General features: G+C 58.5%; 17 protein-coding genes. 4 read left to right on the forward strand and 13 right to left on the reverse strand.

The window, feature by feature from the left end; translation table 11 throughout:
* The 12 genes from QCM77_RS40605 to QCM77_RS40660 all read right to left on the reverse strand — a co-directional run.
* Positions 1–4240, reverse strand: a 4240-nt coding sequence (locus tag QCM77_RS40605; protein WP_280096553.1) for an Ig-like domain-containing protein, incomplete at its 3' end; no start/stop codon positions are given.
* Between the two features lie 374 nt (positions 4241–4614).
* Complete coding sequence (locus tag QCM77_RS40610) at positions 4615–7599, reverse strand: glycosyltransferase (RefSeq protein WP_280096554.1); 2985 nt, start codon at positions 7597–7599, stop codon at positions 4615–4617.
* 42 nt (positions 7600–7641) lie between these two features.
* The gene (locus QCM77_RS40615) at positions 7642–9030 is read right to left on the reverse strand and encodes a glycosyltransferase family 2 protein (RefSeq protein ID WP_280096555.1); all 1389 of its coding nucleotides are present in this window, start codon (positions 9028–9030) and stop codon (positions 7642–7644) included.
* Positions 9027–10181 carry a glycosyltransferase family 2 protein gene (locus QCM77_RS40620; RefSeq protein WP_280096556.1) on the reverse strand — a complete coding sequence of 385 codons (1155 nt, stop codon included), beginning with the start codon at positions 10179–10181 and terminating at the stop codon, positions 9027–9029. Before QCM77_RS40620 ends, QCM77_RS40615 begins: the two co-directional genes overlap by 4 nt.
* A 71-nt stretch (positions 10182–10252) precedes the next feature.
* Positions 10253–11290 (reverse strand): glycosyltransferase family 2 protein, encoded by a 1038-nt coding sequence (locus QCM77_RS40625; protein ID WP_280096557.1) that lies wholly within the window; start codon positions 11288–11290, stop codon positions 10253–10255.
* Positions 11287–12213 carry a glycosyltransferase family 2 protein gene (locus tag QCM77_RS40630; protein WP_280096558.1) on the reverse strand — a complete coding sequence of 309 codons (927 nt, stop codon included), beginning with the start codon at positions 12211–12213 and terminating at the stop codon, positions 11287–11289. The genes QCM77_RS40625 and QCM77_RS40630 overlap by 4 nt, the downstream gene beginning before the upstream one ends.
* A 110-nt stretch (positions 12214–12323) precedes the next feature.
* Positions 12324–13682: a glycosyltransferase family 4 protein gene (locus QCM77_RS40635; RefSeq protein ID WP_280096559.1), complete on the reverse strand. Its 1359-nt coding sequence runs from the start codon at positions 13680–13682 to the stop codon at positions 12324–12326.
* Positions 13679–14986: an ABC transporter ATP-binding protein gene (locus QCM77_RS40640; protein ID WP_280096560.1), complete on the reverse strand. Its 1308-nt coding sequence runs from the start codon at positions 14984–14986 to the stop codon at positions 13679–13681. The genes QCM77_RS40635 and QCM77_RS40640 overlap by 4 nt, the downstream gene beginning before the upstream one ends.
* Positions 14986–15801, reverse strand: a complete 816-nt coding sequence (locus tag QCM77_RS40645; protein ID WP_280096561.1) for an ABC transporter permease — start codon at positions 15799–15801, stop codon at positions 14986–14988. Before QCM77_RS40645 ends, QCM77_RS40640 begins: the two co-directional genes overlap by 1 nt.
* Positions 15798–16964, reverse strand: a complete 1167-nt coding sequence (locus tag QCM77_RS40650; RefSeq protein ID WP_280096562.1) for a glycosyltransferase family 2 protein — start codon at positions 16962–16964, stop codon at positions 15798–15800. Before QCM77_RS40650 ends, QCM77_RS40645 begins: the two co-directional genes overlap by 4 nt.
* Positions 16965–17014: 50 nt before the next feature.
* Positions 17015–17998 carry a UDP-glucose 4-epimerase GalE gene (gene galE / locus QCM77_RS40655; RefSeq protein WP_280096563.1) on the reverse strand — a complete coding sequence of 328 codons (984 nt, stop codon included), beginning with the start codon at positions 17996–17998 and terminating at the stop codon, positions 17015–17017.
* The gene (locus tag QCM77_RS40660; RefSeq protein WP_280096564.1) at positions 17995–18963 is read right to left on the reverse strand and encodes a UDP-glucuronic acid decarboxylase family protein; all 969 of its coding nucleotides are present in this window, start codon (positions 18961–18963) and stop codon (positions 17995–17997) included. Before QCM77_RS40660 ends, galE begins: the two co-directional genes overlap by 4 nt.
* A gap of 134 nt (positions 18964–19097) precedes the next feature.
* On the opposite strand from QCM77_RS40660, the gene QCM77_RS40665 reads away from it, so the two are divergent.
* Positions 19098–20120 (forward strand): glycosyltransferase family 2 protein, encoded by a 1023-nt coding sequence (locus QCM77_RS40665; protein WP_280096565.1) that lies wholly within the window; start codon positions 19098–19100, stop codon positions 20118–20120.
* Positions 20121–20166: 46 nt separating this feature from the next.
* On the opposite strand, the gene QCM77_RS40670 is transcribed toward QCM77_RS40665, so the two are convergent.
* The gene (locus tag QCM77_RS40670; protein WP_511337226.1) at positions 20167–20580 is read right to left on the reverse strand and encodes a hypothetical protein; all 414 of its coding nucleotides are present in this window, start codon (positions 20578–20580) and stop codon (positions 20167–20169) included.
* Between the two features lie 339 nt (positions 20581–20919).
* Here QCM77_RS40670 and QCM77_RS40675 point away from each other — a divergent pair, with 339 nt between their 5' ends.
* The 3 genes from QCM77_RS40675 (at position 20920) to QCM77_RS40685 (ending at position 24494) form a co-directional block, all read left to right on the forward strand.
* Positions 20920–22125, forward strand: a complete 1206-nt coding sequence (locus QCM77_RS40675) for a glycosyltransferase family 4 protein (RefSeq protein WP_280096567.1) — start codon at positions 20920–20922, stop codon at positions 22123–22125.
* Positions 22122–23105 (forward strand): NAD-dependent epimerase/dehydratase family protein, encoded by a 984-nt coding sequence (locus QCM77_RS40680; RefSeq protein WP_280096568.1) that lies wholly within the window; start codon positions 22122–22124, stop codon positions 23103–23105. Before QCM77_RS40675 ends, QCM77_RS40680 begins: the two co-directional genes overlap by 4 nt.
* A 186-nt stretch (positions 23106–23291) precedes the next feature.
* Entirely contained in the window at positions 23292–24494 is a 1203-nt protein-coding gene (locus QCM77_RS40685) for an acyltransferase family protein (RefSeq protein ID WP_280096569.1), read from the forward strand.
* The last annotated feature ends 16 nt before the right edge of the window (positions 24495–24510 follow it).

Genomic DNA, 24510 nt, shown 5'->3' on the forward strand with positions numbered 1-24510 from the left:
TGGTCGCGCCCGACGCCTCAACGATTGTCGTGCGCAGCCCGATCACGCCATCGCCGTTGAGGTCCTGCTGAAACAGCGTCTCGATCGACTGGAAAGCTGCGCTTGTTCCGGAGACATTGCTCAGGAGGTTGGAGATGAAGTTGCCGTTGCTGTCGGCGGTCCACACCGTGAAGACACCGGTCGAGGTGTTCTTCCAGGCGACATCGTAGCCGCTGGAGGTCGCCTCCGCCGCGATCGGCGTCCAATTGCTGAACTGGCCCGCCACGTAGGCCGCACCATTGAACTTCAGCACAGGCGCGCTTCCACCGCTTGTCGGATCGAGGAGGTAGTTGCTGCCGACCTGCACCAGGCTGGTCGCACCGGCGGCCTCGATCAATGTCCCTACGACCGGGTCAAACGCAGCTGAAAGACCGCTCGAATTGCCAGCTGCATCTGTTGCAGTCGCCGTGAACGCATGCGGCCCCGCCGCAAGAGATCCGGTCGTGACGCTCCACGCTCCATTGGACGCCGTCACCGCCGTGCCGAGCAGCGTGTTGCCCTCGTACAGCTTAATCGTGCTGCCAGCCTCCGCCGTTCCCGAGACCGCCACCTTGTTGGACGCGGCGAGCGTATCCGAGACGAGAACCGGCGCATTGGGCGCGACGGTATCAACCGCGATGTTCAAGGCGCCAGACGCCCCGCCGACATTGCCGGCCGCGTCCACCGCCTTGCCGGTAAAGGCGTGGGTGCCATCGACCAGCGTGCCGGTCGCAAACGACCAGTTGCCACTGGCATCGACCGTGGCAGTGCCGACCTGGGTCGCTCCATCGAACACCAGGACTTTGTTGCCAGCCTCCGCGGTCCCACTCAGCGTCAGCTGATTGGCCTTCGTGATGCCATCGCCCGCAACGCCACTGTCAGGCGAGAACGTCGCAATGCTCGGTGCGCCTGGCGCAGTCGCATCAACGACCACACCTATGCTGGTCGACACAGCGCTGAGATCACCCACTCCGTCAGCGGCCACCGCCGAAAATGAGTGGCTTCCGTCTGTCAAAGTGCCAGTGGTGAAGCTCCAACCACCGTTGCTGTCAACGGTCGCCACACCAATCTGGACTGTCTGGTCAAACACCTTGATCGTGACGCCTGCCTGTGCAGATCCGGTCAGGGTCAAATGATCTGCGTTGGTAAGCCCGCCTGCGCCCAGCGTGCTTGCAGAAGCGAGCGAGATCGTCGGCGCCGACAGTCCGGCCATGGTCATGGATACGCCGGTAGCGGAGACGAATGCGTAGTCGGACGATGACAATTGCGTCACGCCGCCAATTCGGAAACTGTCAGTCCCCCCTGCATAATGAACGGTCCACTCTTCCCCCACATTCGTCAAGTAAGCGCTAGCATCGTAGCCCTTCAGGATCAGCTTGTCGTGCTCCGCCGTCGCGCTGGTCAGGACGTGAAAGTCGGCTATCGTGTCGTGGCCACTGCCGATGCCATGGATGAACGTGTCATTACCCGCACCCCCGAAGAGCCAATCATCGCCACCGGCACCATTCAAGACGTCATTTCCGCTGGAGCCAACCATCCGGTTGGCCAGTTCGTTTCCAGTGCCCGTAAGGCCTCCCATCATAAGGGTCAGATTTTCGACATTTGCGGACAGCGTATAAGATGTCCACGCTTCGACGCTGTCGATGCCACCGCCCGGATTCTCAGTGATCTTCTGATTCACATTGTTTACAACGTATGTGTCATCGCCAGTCCACCCGACCAGCGTATCGTCGTAGTTTAACGCCGTAATCTTGTCGTTCGCAGCGGTACCGTAAACAATATGGCTGCTGGTTGATCCGTTGATCCAGGATGTGATGGTGCCTCCGACCGGCAAGCTTCCCGGCAGCTGGAAGTCATCACTGGTGAACGCTGAAATCGTGGCGTTGCGAAAAACTAGCGTATCCTGGCTTGTCAGCGCGAGATACACGTCGTTGCCGACCTGCGTCATCGCCGCCTTGATGTCGTTGAAGGACGTGAACGCAAAGCCGTTCAGCTGAACGACATCATGCCCGGCGGCTGATCCCGGTGTAAAGTCGGTAATGATGTCCGAGCCGTCGCCCGAGTTGATAACGAAGGTGTCGGCACCACCACCGCCTGTCAAGATATCATTGCCGACTCCGCCGGTGATGATATTGGCCGCATCGTTGCCGATAATGATGTTGGCTTCGGAATTGCCGGTGCCGTTGATCGCTGCCGAACCTGTCAGCGTCAGGTTCTCAACGTAGTCAGGCAGCTTGTACGTGACGGTCGAAATGACGGTATCCACCCCACCGCCGTAGCTTTCGACCACCTTGGCGTTGGGATCGGTGACGATGTAGGTATCGTCACCAAGCCCGCCGGTCATCGTATCGGCACCTCCTGCGGCGCCGAGAAGATCGTTGCCGGTGGTTCCGGTTAATGTATCGGCACTTGCCGTTCCTGCGATGGTGGTCGTCGGAGCTCCGCTGGCCAGAAGCGTGTAGTTGGCGAGTGTATACTCCGGCAGCTGGTACGCTTTGATATAATCAATGCTCATCTGCGCGGTCGCGCTTGGATCGGCGTTTCCGGCCCAGCTTCCGCCCATCGCCAGATTGGCGATCATGTACATCGCGGTGTTCATGTCGGAGGGAGTGGCGACCTGACCGACCTCGACGCCATCGACAAAATAGCTCAGCGTGTACGGCGTCCATTCCACGCCGAAGGTGTGATCGCCGGCTGTGAGATCGGGGGTATTCGCCCAATAGCCCTGACCTGACGTGGAGGAAGACACAAAGCCCCAATGGGCCTGGTCAGGGTCCCTACCCAGCGCTTCCAACGCGTCGAGTTCCGTCGCCTGGCCGTGCGTGTTGATCGGCAGCATCCAGAAGGCAGGCCAAGCGCCCTTGGTGTCAGGCAGCGTGGCCTTGATCTCAAAGTAACCATAGGTCTGGACGAAGCTATTCTCGGTGGTGATCACGCCCGACGAGAATTGATGGTTGCCGACATAGGCCGCATCGCTGGACGGGATCGGCGCTGCCGTGATGACAAGATGGCCGTTCTGTATCGAGAACGGATTAAGGCCTAACGAGCTCGACGCCTGGGTCCCGGGCAGACCAGTGAAGCTCGGGTCGACATACACCTCCTGCTCACCGGAGAGTGTGTAGCTTGCCACCCCGCTCCAGGCGTAACTCGTTTTCCAGGTCAGATGCGGGTCCTGGCCGGCGGAAAGCGAGTTGAAATCGTCGCTGAAGGTCTGAACCAGTCCTGTTGGCGCTGTGACGATATTGATGTTGGAGGTCGTGAAATTCTGAACCTGCGTATTTTCGAGCGTTAGCTTCTCGCCGTTGCCGAGCGACAGAACGACATCCGTGCCGACCTGCTGCATGGCGGCCGCGACGTCGGCGAGCGTCTTGAAATTCGTGCCATTGATCTGGAGAATGTCCCCACCGGCGCCTGTCTGAAAATCGGTGATGATGTCGTTGCCATTTCCAGTCTTGATAACAAACGTGTCGCTGCCGCCTCCGCCGGTGAGGACGTCATTGCCCTTGCCGCCATCGATCATGTTGTTGCCGGCGTTGCCGACGATGATGTTGTCTAGATCGTTGCCGGTCGCAGGAGAATTGTAGCTTCCGCCCAGTGTCAGGTTCTCGACATTCGGCGCATTGACGAGGCTATAGCCGTCGATCATGCCATCGTAGATCGTGTCGATGCCTTGACCGGCGAACTCGACCACCTTCGTTTCGTGATTGTACATGAAGTACGAGTCGTCGCCCGCGCCGCCGATCAGCGTAACGCCGTCCCCCATCGCCTGCAGCGAGTCGTTTATTGCGCCGCCGGTGAGCGTTCCCCCGGCTCCGACCGTGGTCCACGCCGTGTTCGGCGCTGCACTTACTGGGAGCGGATTGTCGAGGACGACGTTTGCGGCCGTGAGCGATGAAAGCGAGACGTTCTGCAAGGTGAGCGCCTCGCTCGACGAGAGCGTGACGACGACGTCCGTCCCCACCTGCGTCGCGACCGACATGAGACTTGCGAACGTCGCAAAACCATAGTTCTGCACGCGCAATACGTCGCCACCAGCGCCCACTTGGAAATCGCTGATGGTGTCGGAACCATAACCCTTCGATATAACGAAGAGGTCGCTGCCGGCGCCTCCCGTCAAGAGGTCATTGCCGGTCCCACCGAAGAGGATATCGGCGCCGGAAGTTCCATTGATCACTAGCGTGTAAGTCATGATGGTCGCGTGCTCTCCTTGCACGACAACCATCCAAGAGACGCCTCAACGGCGACTTACAGAGTTGCGGATAAATTGAAGCATGGGTGAAAATGCCGACGCATCACTTAAGGGGGCCTAAAATAGACCACTCACGAGCGATTCATCTTTGGCGAGATCCCGTATTTTTCCGGGATGCAGGCGGGCGTGTGATGAACTCGATCGTCGTTCCAGTCAAGGAACCTGCAACGGTCAAGGTAAACAAACTCGTACGGTACACCGGTGTCGCGGGAAGACAAGCGCATCACTGCTAGAGCCATTCCATGGCGATCTCGATATGCGATAGCGATCCGACACCTCACACCGTTTTCGTCAACCTTCAAGGAGGCGTTGCAGACAGGAGTGACAATACTCACGAGTATCATTAGTCATCGGCACGCCTCCAGAGAGGCGGCGAACGTCTCGAGCGTGCAATCGCCCCTCACTTCTATTCGCGGCAGGTCGAGCGGATCATCCTTCAGGGTCGCAGCGCGATTGGCTGTATTAAATCCAATTGTGTAGCCGCACTCCGCTGCAAGGATTCTGAGCCGCTGATCCGTACATCCGAACGGCGCCGCAAGCGATGTCACTGATCGCCCCAACCATTTCTCCAATTGGATTCGAGACCGCAACAGCTCCTCGGCAACTTCCGAGGTTGAAAGCCCACCGCTGCGGGGATGGCTCGCCAAATGGCTTCCAAACGCTACCCCTTCGGCGGCCAGCGAGACAATCGTTGCGGTATCCATAAGCGGCGCCGGCAATCCGAATGACCCATCCCACTCCGCTCGTCTGCCGACCAAATCGGCGACAATGAATACCTCGGCAGAGAAATCATTCCGCTGCAAGATGGGCCAGGCCCGCTCGGCAAAATCCTCGTACCCATCATCGAAGGTGATCAGCACAGGTCGTCCGAGGAATGGGTGATCGTTCGCAATGCACCGAGCGAGCTGCTCGGAATTGATCGTGTGATAGCCGTTGCGGCGGAGCCACAACATCTGTTCTTGAAAAGCTTCCGGAGAAAGACGATAGGGGGCTAGCTCGGTCGGCCCATCGGTCGCAATCCGGTGATACGCCAATATCGGAATACGCTCGCGCCTCTCTGTTTGGACCACTGTCGTTCGGCGCGTGATCGCCCCGTTCCATACAATAAAGCGCGCTACTTCGGTCTCGATTGGCACGTTGGTCTTGACGTCGGTCACCTGTGGGTCGGAGATGATCTCTCCGGGGAACAGTCGCTTGAACCTATCGACGCGATAGAGCTCGGTTTGCATCGAAGCTTCCAACGCAAGGCCCGGTACGCCACCGATCACTCGCGCGATTGTCTCCGCGCCGTACGGATTTTCCCAATCGAAACCCGTCCGAGACATGTTGTCTTTCAGTACAAAGGCATGAGCCGTCACAAGACGACCACCAGGACGCAACGCGTCCGCCAAACGGTTTGCCACGCGATCGAGTTCCGCCTCATCCTTCAAATAGTAAAGCACTTCGGAGCAGACGATCAGATCCAGGTCCTGCGGAAGGGCATCTGCCGACAAATCGAGCTGCACGAAATCGACGTTCCAGTGCTCGCCGCATCGTGCTCGGGCCCGCTCCAATGCTTTCGTCGATATGTCCGCAGCGATGAGACGCTCGACTCTGGGAGCCAATTGGCGCGTAAAATATCCTTCAGCGCAGGCTAGCTCGAGGGCCCGTTTTGGTTGCTCAGCAGGAAGCATTTGAAGCTGCCTGGAATATTTTTCCTGCTCATAGGCCGAGCCGTAGTTCCAGGGATCCTCCTCTGTAAACAGAATCTCCCAGAATTCCTCCCGGGCAAGGTCACGGGACGGTTCACGGCCTCGACTGCGCCTGCTATCCGATACCTCTTCGCCCGGAGATTTGAGCGGTATCGCACGAAGTGACATCGATTTCCGGATCGCTTGCAACCGGTTCTGATGGCTAGCACTGCTACTCCGGATAAACTGACGAAGGCATTCCGTTCGAGAGTATATCTTAATTGTGAGACGAAATATTCGTCCTGCCTGCTCTCTAATATGCAGGTGCTTTAAATGCTGCGTGACTAACGTTATCCAAAAATTCAAATCAACCGTGCCGAGCACGCCAACGTCCAGCAAGGCTAGAACATGCGGGCCATTGCAGAGATACACATATAGCCGGTCAACGGATCGGTTCGGGCGGACATGCGGCAACCGACGAAGGTCAACACGCAGCCCCAACGTTAGTGAGAGCTCCCTTGCGGACGCCAGATCGTCGCAATCGAGAATCTTCCGTTCGACGTCGTACTGAATCTTCCGTGCGGTCGCGGGCTTGCCCCACGCCTGTCCGATGGCACAGACTAAGCCGGTCAACTCAACTCCATATCGGCTCCACTCTGAAGCCAGTCTGGATGGCAGCAACCTCGCTCCGACACTAACTCCGTCGAGCAGGACAGTGACGATAGGATCAATCGCGTGTTCTGCTTGCGGCAAGGTCGCGAGAACCGTCGGAGGGACGGCAACCTTTCGGCCACGTCCGCAATCGAAAGCAGCGCACCAAAGAGCAAAATATGCATATGTCAGCTCGGCCGCTGCTGCGCCGGAATTCGGTGTTCCGTTCCCGACGCCTTTCGGAGATCCAGTTGCACTTTCTCGTGTAGCAAAACCTCTGGCGATAACGACGCGCGCATCCGCCATCATTTGTTCCATGTCCTGGGTCAGTGACCGATCACTCATCCAATAATAGCTCAGCCTCTCACGGACATGGATCCAACTACCGCCGAGCCGCGCCACTCTTTGCCAGAGGTCCCAATCTTCGCAGGTGCGCAACGACGTATCGAAGACTCCCGCCTCGAGGACCGCTCTTTTCCTTATGAGCACGCTATGGATGACAGTTGCGCAGGAACGGGCAAAGGCTTCAACCGGATCTTGTTGGATGCGATCATCTCCCTGATCCGGCGCTTCATCTGCATTTTCGAAAACCCTGCACCAGTTGCAATATGCAGCCATCGCGTCCGGATGATCATCGAGCGCGCCATTCATCTTCTCGAGAAAGCTCGGATTGACCCAATCGTCGCTGTCCAGAAATAGCAGCCGTTCACCACTTGCGTGTGAGATACCGACGTTGCGTGCCGCGGCTGCTCCCCTTTCTGGGGATTTAAGAACAATGAAACGCGAATCCCGAGCTGCATAGTCGCTGACGATCGCAGATGTCGTATCGACCGAACTATCATCCACGATCAACGCTTGCCAGCTGGGGTTAGTTTGCGCGACCAGACTCTGAAGCGTGCGCTTTATAGTCTCTTCGGCATTGCGGGCGGGGATCACAATCGACGTAAGTGGTGCTCCCACCAATTGCGATTTCGGCAGAGACAGGGACGAAACATTCATTGAATCAACCATCCGTGAGCGCCTAGCCCAACCCGGGCGTGAAGCTAATTGTGTTCAGTCTCCTGCTTCCGCAATGAAGACCCGCCACTGGCCGTCCTGCTCCCACCACATCTCCTCCCGGGGCGACGCGATCGCGAGCCCGGCCTTGGACAGTCCGCGCTCCACGGCGCTTCGGCAGGCCGGTGGCACGCCTTCCAGATCCCCCGCCTTGAGCAGACATTCAAGGTAAGCTCGCGCGAGATGACCACACAACAGCGGTCTCAAGTGTCTCCCCTGCCATGCTTCGGCTCCAGGCTCACGCGGCAGCACTCCGAGTTCCCTTCCCCCATAATGGAGCGTTACCTCGTCGGGTCTCGCTTGATCGATGGCTTCTTCCGCAGCGGGTATCCCTTCCTTGAGGTCGACGTTCAGCCGCCTGGCCGCGCCTGGTGGTGGAGCGCTTAATTCAAAGTGTTTCCAGGCCGACCACGACTTCAGGATTTCCGCCGCTCCACGGAGATACCAATACTCATTCAGCTCGCGATAGAACACAATGTAGGCATCCCGCAAACGCGTGCGGTCGAGAAACTCCAGCACGGATGCCATGGCGTGGGCCAAAGGATCAGTCCGATCACCGAGAGCGAAGATCAAGCGGTCGAACCAGACCCTCACTCCCGAGGACCGTGCCATCAGGGCGGTGATCCTAAGACCCGAACGCACGTGCGGATGCTTCCTGCCGAGCAGGACATCCGAACGGCCCTCCTCGCGCGCACGCCGGAAGGCGCCGGCAACGGTCATCGTTTCGTACTCATGGTGATACGCCCCGGCGTCGGGCACGAAGCGAAAGGGTATTCCGAGCTGCATCAAGCGCACGCCCAATTCGTAGTCCTCATGCGCGGCCCGAAAGCTCGGGTCGAGGCCGCCCAGATGCTCCCATACGTGAGCCGGCAAGGACAAATTTCCCGTTAGAAGGTCTCGAAAGCTGAAGCGGTGTCCCTTTTCGGCGAGGTCCTCGAAGCGCTTCTTCCACCAGTTACGTATGATCAGGCGAAACAAGTTCGCGGATGCGTGCGGCGCGGGCGGATATGGACCTAGCACCGCAGCTGCACCGTCTTCTAATTCGTGGGCGCGCCGATGTGCCTCGACGCAGTGCAGGGACGGCTCGACATCGTCGTCAAGAAACAGCAACAAGCGCCCGGCCGCCGCCTTGGCGCCGGCATTGCGGGCGGCGGCTGGACCGCCGCCTCCCGATTGCTCGACCAGCTTCAGCACGAAGGGGTAGCGCTGCGCGCGCAGCATATCCTCAGTCCCGTCCGTACATCCGTCGGGAACCACAACAACTTCAAACATAGCTGGATCGGCAGTCTGGCGGGCGAGCGCATCCATAACTCTGCCAAGCAGCTGGCGTCGGTTGTGGGTGGGAATGACCACGCTCATCCCAAGACCGATTTCCGCGTTGGTCATCGCGATTGCCTTCTCGATCTGAGGTAAAGCAGAGGTCCGATGATTCCGCCTTTAAAGCGCGCAGAAGCCACGGAGAACGGCGGTACATTCGGGCGCCGCAGCAGCGAACGGAGCACGGCACGCACTTCGCGCCTGAGCCAACGTAAGGCCTCGCGCAGAGCTCCGATGTCGCCGTCGGTGAGGAGCGCCTTCGTCAGCAGCGACGCGCTCGCGACTTCATAGCCGAAGAGCTGTCGATGCAGTTCCTCCGCAGATTTGCGGTGCCTGTGCCAGTTGAGCGCCTCAGGGTCATAAACGATGCGATAGCCTGCCCCCAAAATCCGCCGGAACATCTCGCTGTCCCCGCCTGCATGCGTCTGCGTTCCCGCGTCGAACGCTTCGTCAAAAGGGCCGACTAATTGAACCACAGAACGGCGCAGAGCCATGTTAACTCCTGCGCCTGCATGCCACGCCAGGAGCGGGTTATGCTCGGCGGCATCATAGACGGTGCGTTTGAATCCTCGGACGAAGCCGCCGTAGCGCTGGAAATCGATCTGGGCCGCCGAGGACAGTTCGAGCGCCATTGTGAGACCGGTTGATGCCAGTACAAGCGGATCGCCAAAATTGCGAGCGAGCCGGCGGAGCCAAAGCGGATCGGGGGCCGCATCGTCGTCGGTGAAAAGGACGATCTCTCCCCCCGCCTCGTGCAGCGCACGATTGCGGGCGATGTTGAGCCCGGGGCGATCCTCGCGCACATAGCGGATGCGCGGGCGCTCCCGCAGCAGCCTGGCAGTGGCGTCATTGGACGGCGCGTTATCGATCACGAGGATCTCCTGGCCGTCGTCCGGCATCCGCATCAGTGCACTGATACAGCGCTCCAAGTCCTCGGTCCGGTCACGAGTGCACACCGCTACGCTCACGGAAACGTCGGGCGGTCCGTCAGATCTGGATGGATCGAGGCCGAGACGGTCCCTGAGCCATGCCTGCCAAAACGCGGAGTCAGCGCCTGCAAGGATCATGGGCAGGATCTGTTCGCCCGGACGGTCGAGTCGGATCACGGCTTGGCCGCATGGGCGCCCGCGAACCCTGAGCAGCGCCAGCCCGGCGCGGCAGTCCGGCGGGACCTTGATGTGCTCAGGAAGTTTGGTCATCTCGAGATCGAGCACCGCCATGGGAACGGGTGGCCAGACTCGTTCCACACCGATGTCAGGTACAGCGGGCCCGCTACTGGTTTGAAGCGCTGTCATGCGGCACCATTTCGAAATCGCATCAACCGCAGGGCCATTCCGACGACGGTCGGCAAAAGGCCAGCCACCGCTGCAAGTGTTGCTGGCGAACGACTGCAGCGCAGAGCCTCGCTCACCTGGGCCCTCACTGCTGCGATGTCGCCCTTCCGGACGTAGGTCGGCACTCGGTTCTTGAGGGCGTCACCAGCCCAGAACGCCAGCGAGGCATTCACGGTTGCGTCGGCAGTCTCGGTGGGGAGATAGCCACGGATTATCGACAACGCGCGCCGGACGTCACGAAGATTCTCCGCCGATCGCACTAGGCGGCTCGTGCTCGACGAGCCGTGCACGCGGTAGAGAGCGAGTTGCGCGGTTTCAAACCAGACGTCGCGGTAGGCGGCGATCCTCACCCACATCTCCCAATCCTCGACCGCGGAAAGCCTTCGATCGAAGGTGCCGATCTGCTCATAGATATCGCGGGCGACGACGATGGAAGGAGTCTGGATTAGCTGCCGTCCCGCGATCCTTCCCAGCCAATTCTCCAGGATGCCGCTGCTCTCGCGCTCCAAAGGAGACTCCCAAATCTCGCGACCTTCTTCGTCGATGTAGATCTGACGGCAAAATGCCGCACCAAGCCCGGGCACCCGCTCGAACGCCGTTCCCATCTTCTCGTAGAAGCCCGGCCGGACGGCATCGTCGCCATGCAGCAGATGCACGATCCGTCCTCGGGAGCGCTCCAGACAGGTTTGGAAGTTGGCGGTGTGGCCGACGTTTCCTGCCTGCCTGTAGAATGGGACTCGTCCACGACCGATTTCTCGGACGACGGCTTCAGGGTCATCCATCGTCGACGCATCGTCGACGACCTCGATCTGCATGATATCCGGCCCGGGATCTTGGGATAGGACGCTCGAAAGCGTCTGCCGCAGATATCCCGCGCAGTTGTGGGTGGGAATCATCACGGACCAAAGCGGCCGGGGAAAGCCATCGGCGATAGGGGCGAGCTTGCCCCGGCTGCTCATATCAGCGAGCGGTCCACTCACCAGTCCCTTCGTCATCGGCGCACCAGGCTGCGCAGGCGACGCCTTAGACAATACAGCGACATGTTCAGCACCGCGGCGAGCGTGCGCGGCGACTGGTTGCAGAGCAGAGTTTGCCGCAACTGCACCAGCGCACCGTGGAAATCTCCTCGACAAGTCAGAGTGTAAGCCCAGTAGAGACCCCACTTCGCCCAGTTTTCGGGGGCGCGAGCCAGCACCGCGCGCCCGGCCGGAGAATCGACATAGCTGCCGAGGATTTTGATCGCTTGGCGAACGTCCTTCATGTTCTGTCCACTGCTGATGGACCGTTTGGTGATTGAGCCTTCCGTATCCTGATAATAAGCAAGTATCTTGGGAGTAAACACGACTGGATAGAAAGCCGCAATTCTCGCCCACATCTCCCAATCTTCGCTACAGCTCACCATTCGCTTATCGAACGAGCCCAAGTCCTCGTACACCGCACGGCGAACGACCATCGAGGGAGGTTGAAGGGGAAGCTCCGCCCCGATCCGCTCGAACCATCGCTCGATGACGCCAGGCTCGGATTTTTCCAGAGGGGAGAGGCGCACCACGCTTCCCTCCGAGCCAACAATGGCGTGACGGCAGAAAGCCGCTCCCGCATCGTCGAAGGCCCCGAACAAGGCGTCCATCTCATCGTAGAAACCGTGCTCGACCCAGTCATCGGCGTGAAGGATATGGATCAAGTGCCCCCTAGCCCGTTCGACACACGTGTTAAAGTTTCGTGCGTGTCCCACGTTAACGGACTGGCGGAAGAACTCGACCCGGCCTTGGCCGACCTCCTTAACGATCTGTGCGGCATCGTCTGTCTTCGAACAATCGTCTACGACCTCGATCTGCATGATCTCGGCGGTCCGGGCTTGCGCAAGAACACTTGATAGGCCTCGCCGCAGATCGGCGCCCGAATTGTAAGCCGGCACCATCACGGACCATCGAGGTCGGGTCCGCAGTCCCGCAACAGGTCCGGGCTGACCGCGCTGGTCCCTGGATTTGGCCAGGAGTTCCCGACTAGCATAAGGCGGAGCGAGAGCCCTCACGCGTCACCTTTGCCTGCTAGGTTGGGTAATCCGGCAATGGCACATGCAAGTTGACGCCCAACAGCTTCGACTGAGAAGGTCGTCACGACCCGTCTGCGGGCCTGCTCCCCCATCGCACCACTGAGTTTGCGATCGAGCACAAGTCGCGAGAGGGCATTGGCGAAAGCAGGGGTGTCGCCGACAGGCACGACCACGCCCCCACAGCCATCGCTTGGGAAGATGTCCTTCACGCCCGAGGCCGCGGCCGCCACAACCGGAAGTCCGCATGCCATGGCCTCAATCGGAGCGACGGGGAAACCCTCATGCCGAGAGGCGAACGCATAGACATCTCCCGCGGCGAGGAAGCGTCGCACCACATCGCGATCAGTTTCATAGCGGTTCTGCCAGAAGATGCCGCGTCCTTCCAAAGCACGGATCCGACCTCCGAGCCATTCTGCGTCCTGGCCCGAGCCCAGAAGCAACAACCGTGCGTCCAGATCTGGGCTTTCGCACACCAGAAGCTCCCAGGCCTCGATTAGGACGTCCAGCCCCTTCGCCTCGCGATCGACCCTACCGTGCCAGACGACAACACGGGTCAAGTCGGAGGCCCCAATCTCGTCCCGCGCCGACTGCCGCTCGATCTCAACTGGATACCAGTGAGAAACATCCACCGGGTTGAATACCTGGCAGACGCGCGACTCAGGACCATAGGCCTTCCTCACCCTCGCGATCTCCTCTCCGGGCGCTGCGAGCAGCGCGTCGCTGGCCGCGATCACCCTGCGCTTCCACAACCGACTGGCGAGATTCGTCTCGCGATTCCCGCCCTGGAAGGTGCCGAACACTCGGAGTCCAAGACGGCGCGCGAGGACAACGCTAACGTCGAAACGAAATGACTCGTATTCCTGCACGATCAAGGCCTTACAGCCCTCGCGGCGGAGCTCCCGCGCGAAAAGCGCGATGGGGGTGCTGAGGTGGGTGAGGACAGAGCCTAGCCAAGCCTTAGCTCGCTGTCTGACGCCCTTTGGTGGAGGTCGTCGTAGCAATTCGGAGTAAGTCGGGAACAGCTTGCGCGTAGCCATGTAGAAGCGCGGTGCGGGAAGCACTGTCTGGCGATGGCCTGTCCCGTCCTGGACATAGTGGACGGGCTCCCGTACCTCCCCCGAGAAGAAGTACACCACCGTAGCGAAGCCGGCCGCCCTCAAAGCGTCCATGTAGCCCAGCGTCCATCCGCCGGGTCCTTTCCGGCAGAACTGGTCGAGCGACACGCCAATGGTGCACAGGAAGTCCTCCCAGACTTCTCCACCCGCAACAACTAGAGCAACTGTCGGCCGATCTGATACGACAGGCAGATCCGTTCGACGAAAGATGCCGGTCACGGCTCACCCCCTTTGGAGAACGGGAGGCAACCGATGCCGAGTACATCGTCGTGCGCAACATCCGCCGCAAAAATCCGGCTCCAAGCCGAGGGTGGATTCATGAAGCCCTTCCCCGAGTGCGGCCCAACGACTGAGAAATCGTAGCAATGGTAATGATGATCATAGATCCCCTGCCAACCCTGCTGGTAGACCCCGACGCTGATGGAATAATTCCCGCCGGCGAGGTCCAGACGATCGAACGCCAGCCGCAGCGTTGTAAGGCCTGTTAGGACGCTGAGATCCACACCGCCGACCTCGGTGTTTGTGTCCAAACACGGCGACTCGTCATCCGTGTGGATCGTCACGCTAGCGAGCGCCGCCTGCACAGGATTGTGGGCAAGGAGATCGAACTCCACCGCGAGGCCAGCACCGGAAACAATACTGCGGGCGAATGCGCCGTTAGGATGAAGCAGCCGGACCGCGCGGATCTGGACTTCTTGCGATCCGCTCCGGTTAACGCCGTGCTGCAGCAACTTGCCGCCCGGCAGCCGCTCGACCTCGACGGAGGTTTCGGGTCGATCCACCAACTCCGGCAGAGCGTCAGATTCATAGAGGTCCATCACGGCCTGCGTAGGGCCGTAGGCCACAACTTTCCCTTGCTTGAGAAGGAGGACCTCGTCGCACAGCGCGCGGACCTGGGAGGAATCGTGGGACACAAGAAAAATGGTGGCGCCGCTCGCCTTGATCGCAGCTATCCGCTCCAAGCACTTCCGCTGGAAATGTAAATCCCCTACGGCAAGCACTTCGTCGATGAGCAGAACGTCGGGTGACATGTGCGCCGCCACAGAAAAGGCAAGGCGCATGCGCATGCCGCTGCTGTAGGTTCGAATCGGCATCTCAATGAACGATTCGAGTTCGGCGAACGCAACGATGGAATCGTAGCATCCCCTGACTTCTGCTCTTGTCATTCCGGCGATCACGCCCGCAATGAAGATATTCTCTCTACCTGTGAGATCGTCAGTCAGGCCAGCATTCAAGTCCAAGAGCGCGCCGACCCGCCCATGCACGTCGATAACGCCCTCGGTAGGCTGACCGACACCGCCGATCAGCCGGAGCAGCGTCGATTTTCCGGCGCCGTTCTTGCCGACGACGCCGACCATCCGACCTGCCGGCACGGTGAAGGAGACGTCCCGCAGCGCCCAGAACGTGTGCATCTCACCACTTCGGAAGCCCGTCAGCACAGATTCCTTGAAGGACGTAAGTCGGTCTCCGCTCGGCCTACGGAATTGCTTGCTAACACCTTTGACTATGATGGAAGCGCGCATCAGATCTCCTCGGCGAAGCTGACGCTCATCCGCCTGAACAACAGGATGCCTCCTGCCAAGATACAGCACGAGCCGATCATGAGACTCCCGAGCGCCAACGCCGACGGCCATACGTCATCCATCAGAACGCCTCGGTAGGCATTCAGCAGCACGGCCATGGGATTGACATGGTGCAGGAACCGGTATTGCTCCGGCACCAGGCTCGAACTGTAGAAGACAGGTGTTAGATAAAAAGCGAGCATCGTGGCGATCGTGACGAGATGCTGTGTGTCGCGAAAGCGGACATGCACGGCCGCCACGACGTAGGCAAGACCGGCCGTAAATGCGAATTGCGCGGCCATGATTGCTGGGAGAGCAACGAGAGACGCGCCAAACCGTCCTCCATCCAGCAGGATGACGATGAGCATGACGGGGAGCGCCAGGAGGAAGTGGATGCCGTTGCTGGCGACTGTGATCAACGGAAGGACGATGACCGGAAAACCTGGCCGTCTCACCAGGTCGGGATTCGAGGTGATGGCGAAAGCCGCGGTCGTGATGGCGCCGCTGAACCACGTCCAGGCAAGCACACCCACGAACACAAAGGAGGCATAGTGCGGGACGTTGAGGTTGACAATGGAGCGGAACAAGAACGTCAGGATGACAATCTGGCTCAATGGATTCAGAAGCGACCAGGCGATGCCGAGAGACGAGCGTTTATAACGGATCTTGAGTTCGCGAAGCACGAGCTCATAGGCCAGATCCCTCGCGTGCAAGTAGATATGCCGCCAGCTGCGGTCAGAGTTGATCGGGATGTTGGAAGGTGCGCTTGCCGTCATCTAGCCCTTGCCGTGTGATGATGCCGGTCCCCAGTCTCCGGAACTGGGGCGTCCTCTGCGGTCGACCGATCGAGCCGATCGCCTCCGACAAATCCGTCCAGCAGCGGTCCCCGAACCGCCTTTTCTTCAAGCAACCGATCTTCGTCGGCCAACCGCTTCTGCTTTGTGCACGCTATTGCGTCTACCGGATTGTCTTTATCCAGTTCTGGATCCACGGACAAAAATGCTAGAAGCGATCCAACAGGTCGATCTCTTGCCAACCTCCTGTTGATCGCCATCAGCACTTCCGTTGCGGTGATCATTGACAGCACGGGATCGTTAATTAGCAACTTCGTGTAGGCCGCTACAGCAGGAAGGGATCGCCTCTCGCGCAATAAAACCTGGAATGCATACCTGTACGCGCTCCCGAATGCCCAGCGCTTCACCCGAGGAGCGATCGAAGAGTTACGTTCCACATGTCGCGCGATGGTCTCAATCATGCTCCTCGACATGCGCGATCCGTCGCTCGACATATTTCCTTGATGGATGCGGTAGCCAACGAGGAACGATCTCACAGCTTCAATCCGATAGCGCGCCGCGAGCCGGAGCTCGAAATCGAGATCCTCACAACCACCGATCCCAATGTCGGCGTACGACGGATCGAATCCACCAACCGCAAGCGCAGCCTCGCGATGGACCAATAGATTGCTTCCGTTTCCTATGAACTTGAGCACAAGGTCTCGAGCCAAGATATAGCCGCGACAACCGGCCAACGTCTGCCCATTGCCTGTGACTTGATCATCCGCGTTGATGGTTCGGTGAAAAGTGTAGACACCACCCCAAGCGGGATCGGAACGATGGATATTTAGAGCCTCAACCTGCCGCTCTATCTTTGTCGGATGCCAGATGTCATCCGCATCCAAGAATGCGACATAGGCTCCCCGCGCACTTTCGATTCCGAGATTTCGAGCACGAGCAACGCCGCGATTGGGAGTGCTGAACAAGTGCAGACGCTTATCACTAACAGCAATTGCCTCCACGATGGAGCGCGTATTGTCAGTCGAACCATCGTCAACGACGATGACTTCCATATTCTCATATGTCTGAGCCAGCGCCGACGCGAGCGTTCTAGCGATAAAGCGCTCGGCGTTGAAGGCCGGCACGACGACGGATACGAGTTCCATCAAAATCCAGCCGCTCTGGTTCCGGGCATTTCAATCAATCGTTCGGAGTCTTAAAGTGAGGCCTGTCTGTCCCGCCAGCTTAGCGCAGTTTCGATGATGAAATCGATGTTCGAGCGCTGGGGTGTCCAGCCAAGCTCCCGCTCAGCCTTGGCGTAGGACGCGACGAGCACGGGCGGGTCTCCTACGCGTCGCTGGCCAAGTTGGATGACCGGCTCGTTGCCCGCAGCACGCTTTACCGCCTCGATCAGTTCGAACACACTCGTTCCAACGCCGGTACCCAGATTGAAGACATGGGTCCCCGCACGGGTAACAAGCATCTCGCCTGCAAGCAAATGCGCCCGAGCGAGGTCGTTGATATGAACGTAGTCCCTGATCGCGCTACCATCGAGTGTCGGGAAATCTGTTCCGAATACCGTAAATGGCCGGCCTGGGTTGCGAGCGGCTTCGATCGCCAGCGGGATGGCATGCGTCTCGGGCTCGTGGTGTTCCCCGATCTCACCGTCAGGATCGCATCCGGCTGCATTGAAATACCGCAACGAGACTGATGCAATGCCGTAGGCTCTGCCATAATCCTCCAACATGCGCTCTATGATCATTTTCGACCAACCGTACGGATTGATCGGCGATTGCGGATGCGTCTCGTCAATCGGCAGGGTGCGCGGGATACCATAACTTGCGCAAGTGCTGGAGAACAGAAGGTGGCGGCATCCCGTTGCGCGCATCGCTTCTAGCAAGGCGAGCGTACCCGCAGTGTTGTTGACGTAGTAGCGTGCCGGGTCAGCGATCGATTCACCCACATAGGCAAAAGCAGCAAAATGCGCGACCAAGTCCGGCTTATATATATCCAACGTACTGCGCACCCGCTCCTCATTTTGGATATCGCATTCGATCAAGGGCCCCCACCGCACGGCCTCTCGCCATCCTCGTGAAAGATTGTCGAGAGTTACGACATTCCAACCGGCATTGGCGAACGCTTTGCAACAATGCGAGCCCACATAGCCTGCGCCTCCCGTTATAAGAACGGTTCTTGTCATGCCGCACCAGTTCCTTCTGCGCGCAGCAAATTGTCAAAATAGGCTATCGTCTCCTTGAGGCCTTCGCGCAACGGCACGGACGGAGCCCAGCCAAGCGCATCGCGTGCCTGACTGATATCGGGCTGCCGCTGCCTTGGATCGTCGATCGGAAGTGGCTTGAAATCGATCGAAGACTTCGACGCAGTCAGCTCGATGACAGTCTCGGCCAGTCCCATCATCGTAAACTCGACGGGATTCCCCAGATTGGTCGGTCCGGTTATCTCATCGCCCGTGCCCATTAGCCGCATGAGACCATCGATCAGATCGTCGACGTAACAGAAAGAACGGGTCTGCTTGCCGTCGCCGTAGATCGTAATCGGCCGGCCGGTGAGAGCCTGCACGATGAAGTTTGACACGACCCGCCCGTCATTGAGCTGCATCCGCGGACCATAAGTGTTGAAGATGCGCGCGACCTTGATCGAGAGATTGTGCTGCCGCCTATAATCGAAAAATAGCGTCTCGGCGCAACGCTTGCCTTCGTCATAGCAGGAGCGTGGACCAATGGGATTTACCCGACCCCAATAGGCCTCGTTCTGCGGGTGCACCTCGGGATCACCGTAGACTTCCGAGGTTGAGGCCTGCAGGATTTTCGCCTTAACTCGCTTCGCCAAACCCAGCATGTTGATTGACCCATGCACGCTGGTCTTCGTCGTCTGTACGGGATCGTATTGATAGTGAATAGGACTGGCCGGACACGCCAAGTTGTAGATCTCGTCGACCTCGACATATAAGGGAAACGTGATGTCATGTCTCATGAGCTCAAAGCGAGAACACTTCAGCAGGCTGCTCACGTTCTCTTTAGAGCCAGTGTAGAAGTTGTCGACACAAAGAACTTCGTGTTTGGCGCTAACTAATTTCTCGCACAGGTGCGAACCTAGGAACCCCGCACCACCGGTGACCAATATCCGTTTCGTTTGACGCGGCACGGAACAACCCTTTGTAATTATTCGTTATTTACTCTATTGTCGTACAATCGTCGCTATTTAATCGGCTTCCCGATAAAGTCTTATTGGTTTGCTTTCAAGAGTACAGTTCAATTGCGATTAAGCATTAAAACAGTATGGCGCGTTCTCAAGGTGTGCTGACCAATAAACTTGTCTCGATCGTCGTGCCAGCCTTCAATGCTGCGGACACGATCCACGAGACCGTCGCCAGCGCGCTAAATCAAACTTACCGGAATATCGAAATCATCATAGTCGATGATGGCTCTTCGGATTTTACGAAGTCGATTGCGGCCGCTCTGATGCGGGGCGATTCGAGAGTCCGATATATCTACAAGCAGAACGGCGGCGTGGCATCGGCGCGTAACCGAGGAATTGCAGATGCGCAGGGAGATTTCATCGCCACGCTTGATGCCGATGATCTCTGGCACCCGACAAAGCTTGAACGACAGCTCGAGCGGTTTGAGGCAAGCGGCCCGGAAACCGCGCTCGTGTACGCGTGGTGCTGCTGGATCGATGATGACGGCAACGTTACCGGTTCTGCTCCGCCAATACGGCAAGAAGGCAGTATCCTTGCACAAATGTGTTTGGGCAACGTCGTCATCAGCGGCAGCAACGCCCTGATAAGGCGAGAGGCATTGGTCGGCGCAGGTGGCTTCGATGAGTCGCTGCGCTCCCGCGGAGGCCAGGGGTGCGAGGACTGGAAGCTGTATCTCCAGATTGCGGAGCGACACGAGATAGCTGTGGTGCCGGAGTATTTGATAGGCTACCGCATCTCCCCCGGCTCAATGTCAGATGATTTTCGGCAGATGATGAGATCGCGTCGGATGGTAGAAATCGAGTTTAACCAAACGCATCCGGAGCTTGCCGGCCAGTTTGCGCGTGGCGAGGCGATACTCGCCTGCTCGCTAGCCCTGCGAGCAATCGAACAAGGACACTTTCGTGATGCACTGGAGCTAATCACTAAGCTATCGCGCAGCACCCTTCAGACGGGCACGGCGTCCGTGATGTGGCTATTGGCCGGCCTAACTCGACGTGTGCTAAGGTGGGTTCAAACGAGTGCTCGAACTCCATCTAGCAAATTCCTTCCGGCACCTCAGCATAGGAACGACCAAACACGGTGCAGCCGATCGAGCAACTAGAGGGCATATTGCACGTCCGGGCAGACCACTACCGGCGGCCTTCCAATCATCTGCCATCACTTCGTATCGTTTTCTCGGACGCGAGCTCATCAGTAGGATAGACGCGAGCTCGGCGAGCTTCGGCCAAAACTTCCCCCTTCGAGGAGCTTGCCACCGCAGTCCATTGATACACGCCTTGCCTGCAAGGAGCGAATGTTCGGATACTTCCAGACGGCAGAACGCCGTTTGCCGGCATGGCGATTTCTTGACCGCCCATTTCCCTGGTCCCTTGCGACAGTGTGAGCAGAAGCAGTTTCGCATCTGGAGGCACGTTTTTAAAGCGAATCTCCGGATTCGGAAAAAGCGTAATACAGCCTTTCGCGCCCTCCCAGGAAAAATCAATGGTCATTGGTTCGGCCAAAGCTGCACCGCACCCGGGGATCCACGCTACAAACGCACAAAACAACACCCTGAAAAGCATGATGACCTCTAGTTGCTGAATAGCTGCAGCATGTGCAGAAAATTCCAGCCCGACTTATCAGGCAGAACAATAAATGCTGGCGACGTTAGTCGCAAGCAAGACTAGAGATCAAGCATCAACTGCACTGAAAGAACTCACGAAAGCGGCTTTGCCTGGCGCTATGATCGAGCACTCTCTCGTGGGACCGGAGAAGATATTCCGCGTGCCGCGAACATGCAAAATTTCTGCCGCTATTAACGGTTAAGCGGGTCTCTCATAGACAATCAGAAGGTGACGGGCCATGTACCCCCAATCAGCAAACGAATTCGCGCGTCCGGTAGGTGTCCATTGAAGATTCTGGTGCATGACTATGCCGGCCACCCTTTCCAGGTCGATCTCAGCCGCGAACTCGCCTCGCGAGGACACCAGGTCACACACGCCTATTTCCACGGCGACCATGGCCCGAAGGGGCGCCTTCACCGCACCTCCTCTGACCCGGTCGGCTTGTCCTTCAAAGGCGTAAGCCTCCCGCGTCCATATGACAAAGCCTCATTCGTCAAGCGCCGGTTCGACGATGTCGCCTACGGCAAGGCCGTCGCACAAGTTGTCCTGTCGCTCAAGCCCGACCTCGTCATCTCTGGGAATACGCCGACGGAAGCCCAATCGGCGATCGTGAAGGCATCTCGTAAGGACGGCGCATCCTTCGTCTTCTGGGTCCAGGATTTCTACAGCATTGCCGCGTCGAAGCTGCTGCAAAAAAAGATGGGCGCCGTCGGTGCCGCGATTGGCGGATACTATTCGTTTCTCGAACGCGGCCAGTTTGCCAATTCTGACGCTATCGTGGTCATCACCGATTCGTTCGCTGACATCGCAAAAAAATGGGTCAGTGCCAAAGATAAGGTCTTCACCATCGAGAACTGGGGGACGCTGAACGAGATTTCGCCGCTTCCAAAGAACAATGATTGGGCAATCCGTCACGGGCTCGCTGGGACCTTCAACTTCCTTTATTCGGGCACACTCGCGCTGAAGCATAATCCTCAATTGCTCGTCGAACTTGCCAAGCGCGTAAAGGGACAGGCAAATGTCGTCGTCGTGAGCCAAGGCGTGGGCGTATCCGAGCTCGAGCGGGCAAAGAATGAGCAATCGCTTGACAATCTGATTCTGTTGCCGTTGCAATCCTTCGCGGATCTGGCCAAAGTTCTTGCAACGTCGGACGTGACAGTCGCGACGATTGAACCGGATGCGGGCATGTTTTCTGTTCCGTCGAAGGTGCAGTCATATTTCTGCGCTAAACGCCCGGTATTGCTCGCTGCACCAGCCGAAAACCTTGCTTCCCAGGTGGTCCGCAAGAACGGAGCGGGTCTTGTCGTTGATCCGTCCGATAAGAGCGGTTTTTTGCGTTCCGCGATTCAACTGATGGAAAACGATGCCCTGCGCGTCGGAGCGGCTGAAAGTGGTAGGAAATTTGCTTTGAACAATTACGACATCAAGCGGGTTACGGATCGTTTTGAAACGGTTTTTCAATATGCTATCGACGCGAGAGATGCGAGAAAGGGAACTTCATGACTAAGACTGCCCTGGTGTGCGGCGCAGGTGGATTTATCGGCGGGCACCTTGTGAAACGCCTAAAGCGCGAAGGTTTTTGGGTCCGCGGCGTCGACCTGAAATTTCCGCCCTTTGCCGAAACCGAAGCGGATGATTTCGCAGTTGGCGATCTCCGCGATCAATATTTCTGTCGCCAGATTGCGGATCGGCGGTTCGATGAGGTGTATCAGCTCGCCGCTGATATGGGCGGTGCTGGCTATATTTTCACCGGCGAGCACGACGCCGACGTGATGCACAATTCGGCCACGATCAATCTCAACATGCTCGATGCCTGCCAGAAGCGGAACGTGCGCGGCATGTTCTATTCGTCGTCGGCGTGCATGTATCCCGAACACAACCAGATGGATCCGAACAATCCGAACTGTGCCGAGGATTCCGCCTATCCGGCGAACCCCGACAGCGAATATGGCTGGGAGAAGCTGTTCTCGGAGCGCCTCTACCTCGCCTATAACCGCAATCATGGCATGCGCAATCGCGTCGCGCGCTTTCACAACATTTTCGGGCCGGAAGGTACCTGGGATGGCGGCAAGGAGAAGGCGCCCGCTGCAGTCTGCCGTAAGGTGGCCCAGGCTGCCAACGGCGAGGTCGAGATCTGGGGCGACGGCACCCAGACACGCTCATTCCTTTATATCGACGAATGCCTCGAAGGCACGATCCGCCTGACGCGGTCGGACTTCGAAGGTCCGGTCAATGTCGGTTCGGAGGAGATGGTCACGATCAATCAACTCGTCGACATCGTCGCCGATATTGCGGGCAAGAAGCTCCACAAAAAGCATATACCGGGCCCGCTCGGCGTGCGTGGCCGCAATTCGGACAACCGGCTGATCGGACAAAAACTTGGCTGGAAGCCATCCGCTACGCTGCGCTCAGGCCTTGAGAAGACGTATGAGTGGATCGAGCGGCAGGCGCGCGGGAATCAGGAGCGGGCAAAGGCGGCCTAGGACGTCTCCGGATCTGATCATTTGAAAGGGGGGATGAAGCGCAGCCAGCCCGCTGGCGGCGCTTCATTGTTGACGGCGAATTGTCGTCGATGCAATGGGGCTCGTGAACTCTTGACAGAGTATGCCTGCGACCATGCAAACATTTGCCCAACTCTTTGTGGTTCTGTGGGCAGGAGGGATCTCGTGATGCAGCACCGGACCGGCACAGACGCGAAGATCGGAGTCGTGAATGGCTTCCGCGGCATCGCCATTCTCATGGTGGTTCTCCACCATCTCTTTATCCCCTATGCGGCAAAGGACCCACTACACGCTGGGCAACTCGATCCGGATGGCATCTTCGCAGCCTTCATCGCAAATGCCTGGCTCGGCGTTCCTCTCTTCTTTGTCCTTTCCGGCTTTGTGCTCTATCTCCCCTACCGCCTCGGACGTCGCAATATAGAGAGCCTCGCCGATGTTCGGTCGTTCTATCTGCATCGCGCCCACCGGCTCTTGCCCCTCTACTATATCGTCGTCCTTGTAACGCTGACGCTGCATGCGCAGACCGGCGTCGGCTCTGTCCGCTGGTATCTCGAGGCCGGCGGGCTTCTTTCAACGCTGTTCGTGTTTTCGCCTCACGGGTTCATGCCGCCGTCCAACATGGTGCTCTGGTCCGTCGCCGTCGAGATCTGGTTCAGCCTGCTGTTTCCTGTCTTGATTGTCGCTATCCGCCGCTGGGGCATTGGCACCGTCGTGGTTGCGGCGCTGGTGGCATGTTCAATATTCAACTTCATTGGCGGCTCGATTCCGGTCGCGAACATCGGCTCTTTCCGTCCATTCACCAACGGCATATTCGGAAGCTGCTATCAGTTCGTCATGGGCATGTTGGTTTGTGATGTCTACGTGCGACAGCTCGAAAATCCAAAACGGCCTGCGTCGAGCCTCCCGTCGCTGCTCTCAGGCCTCGTGCTGGGCGGGCTCGGGCTCTATCTGACTCACCACGCGCCTTGGCTCGCGGTGCGAGTTCTGGGCGGCATGATGTTTTCGATGGCTTTTTCTCTCTTTCTCTTCGGCAGCCTGTTCGCCGGCAGCCTCCTCCGCTCGCTTCTCGAAAACTGGCCGCTGCAACTGCTCGGCTGCATGTGCTACAGCATCTACGCTTGGCACGGGATCGTGATGAACGACATGATACCGCCTGATGCTTCGATGCTAGCGGATACGATGCGGCTGCTGGCGCCGTTTACAGTGCTGATCCTGGCGTTAAGCGCGTTGAGCTACCGGTATATCGAGTTTGGACACAGGCGAGACTGGAAGGCGCTGTTTCTGCTCGGCGAAGCCGGAGTTCAACCGCAAATCGCCCCTGTTGCCCCTGCGCTCGAGCAACGCATGGCGCACCTCGCAGGGAGGGAATAGGTGACGATGCTTGACC

The sequence above is a fragment of the Bradyrhizobium nivariense genome (genome assembly GCF_029846695.2).
GTDB lineage: Bacteria > Pseudomonadota > Alphaproteobacteria > Rhizobiales > Xanthobacteraceae > Bradyrhizobium.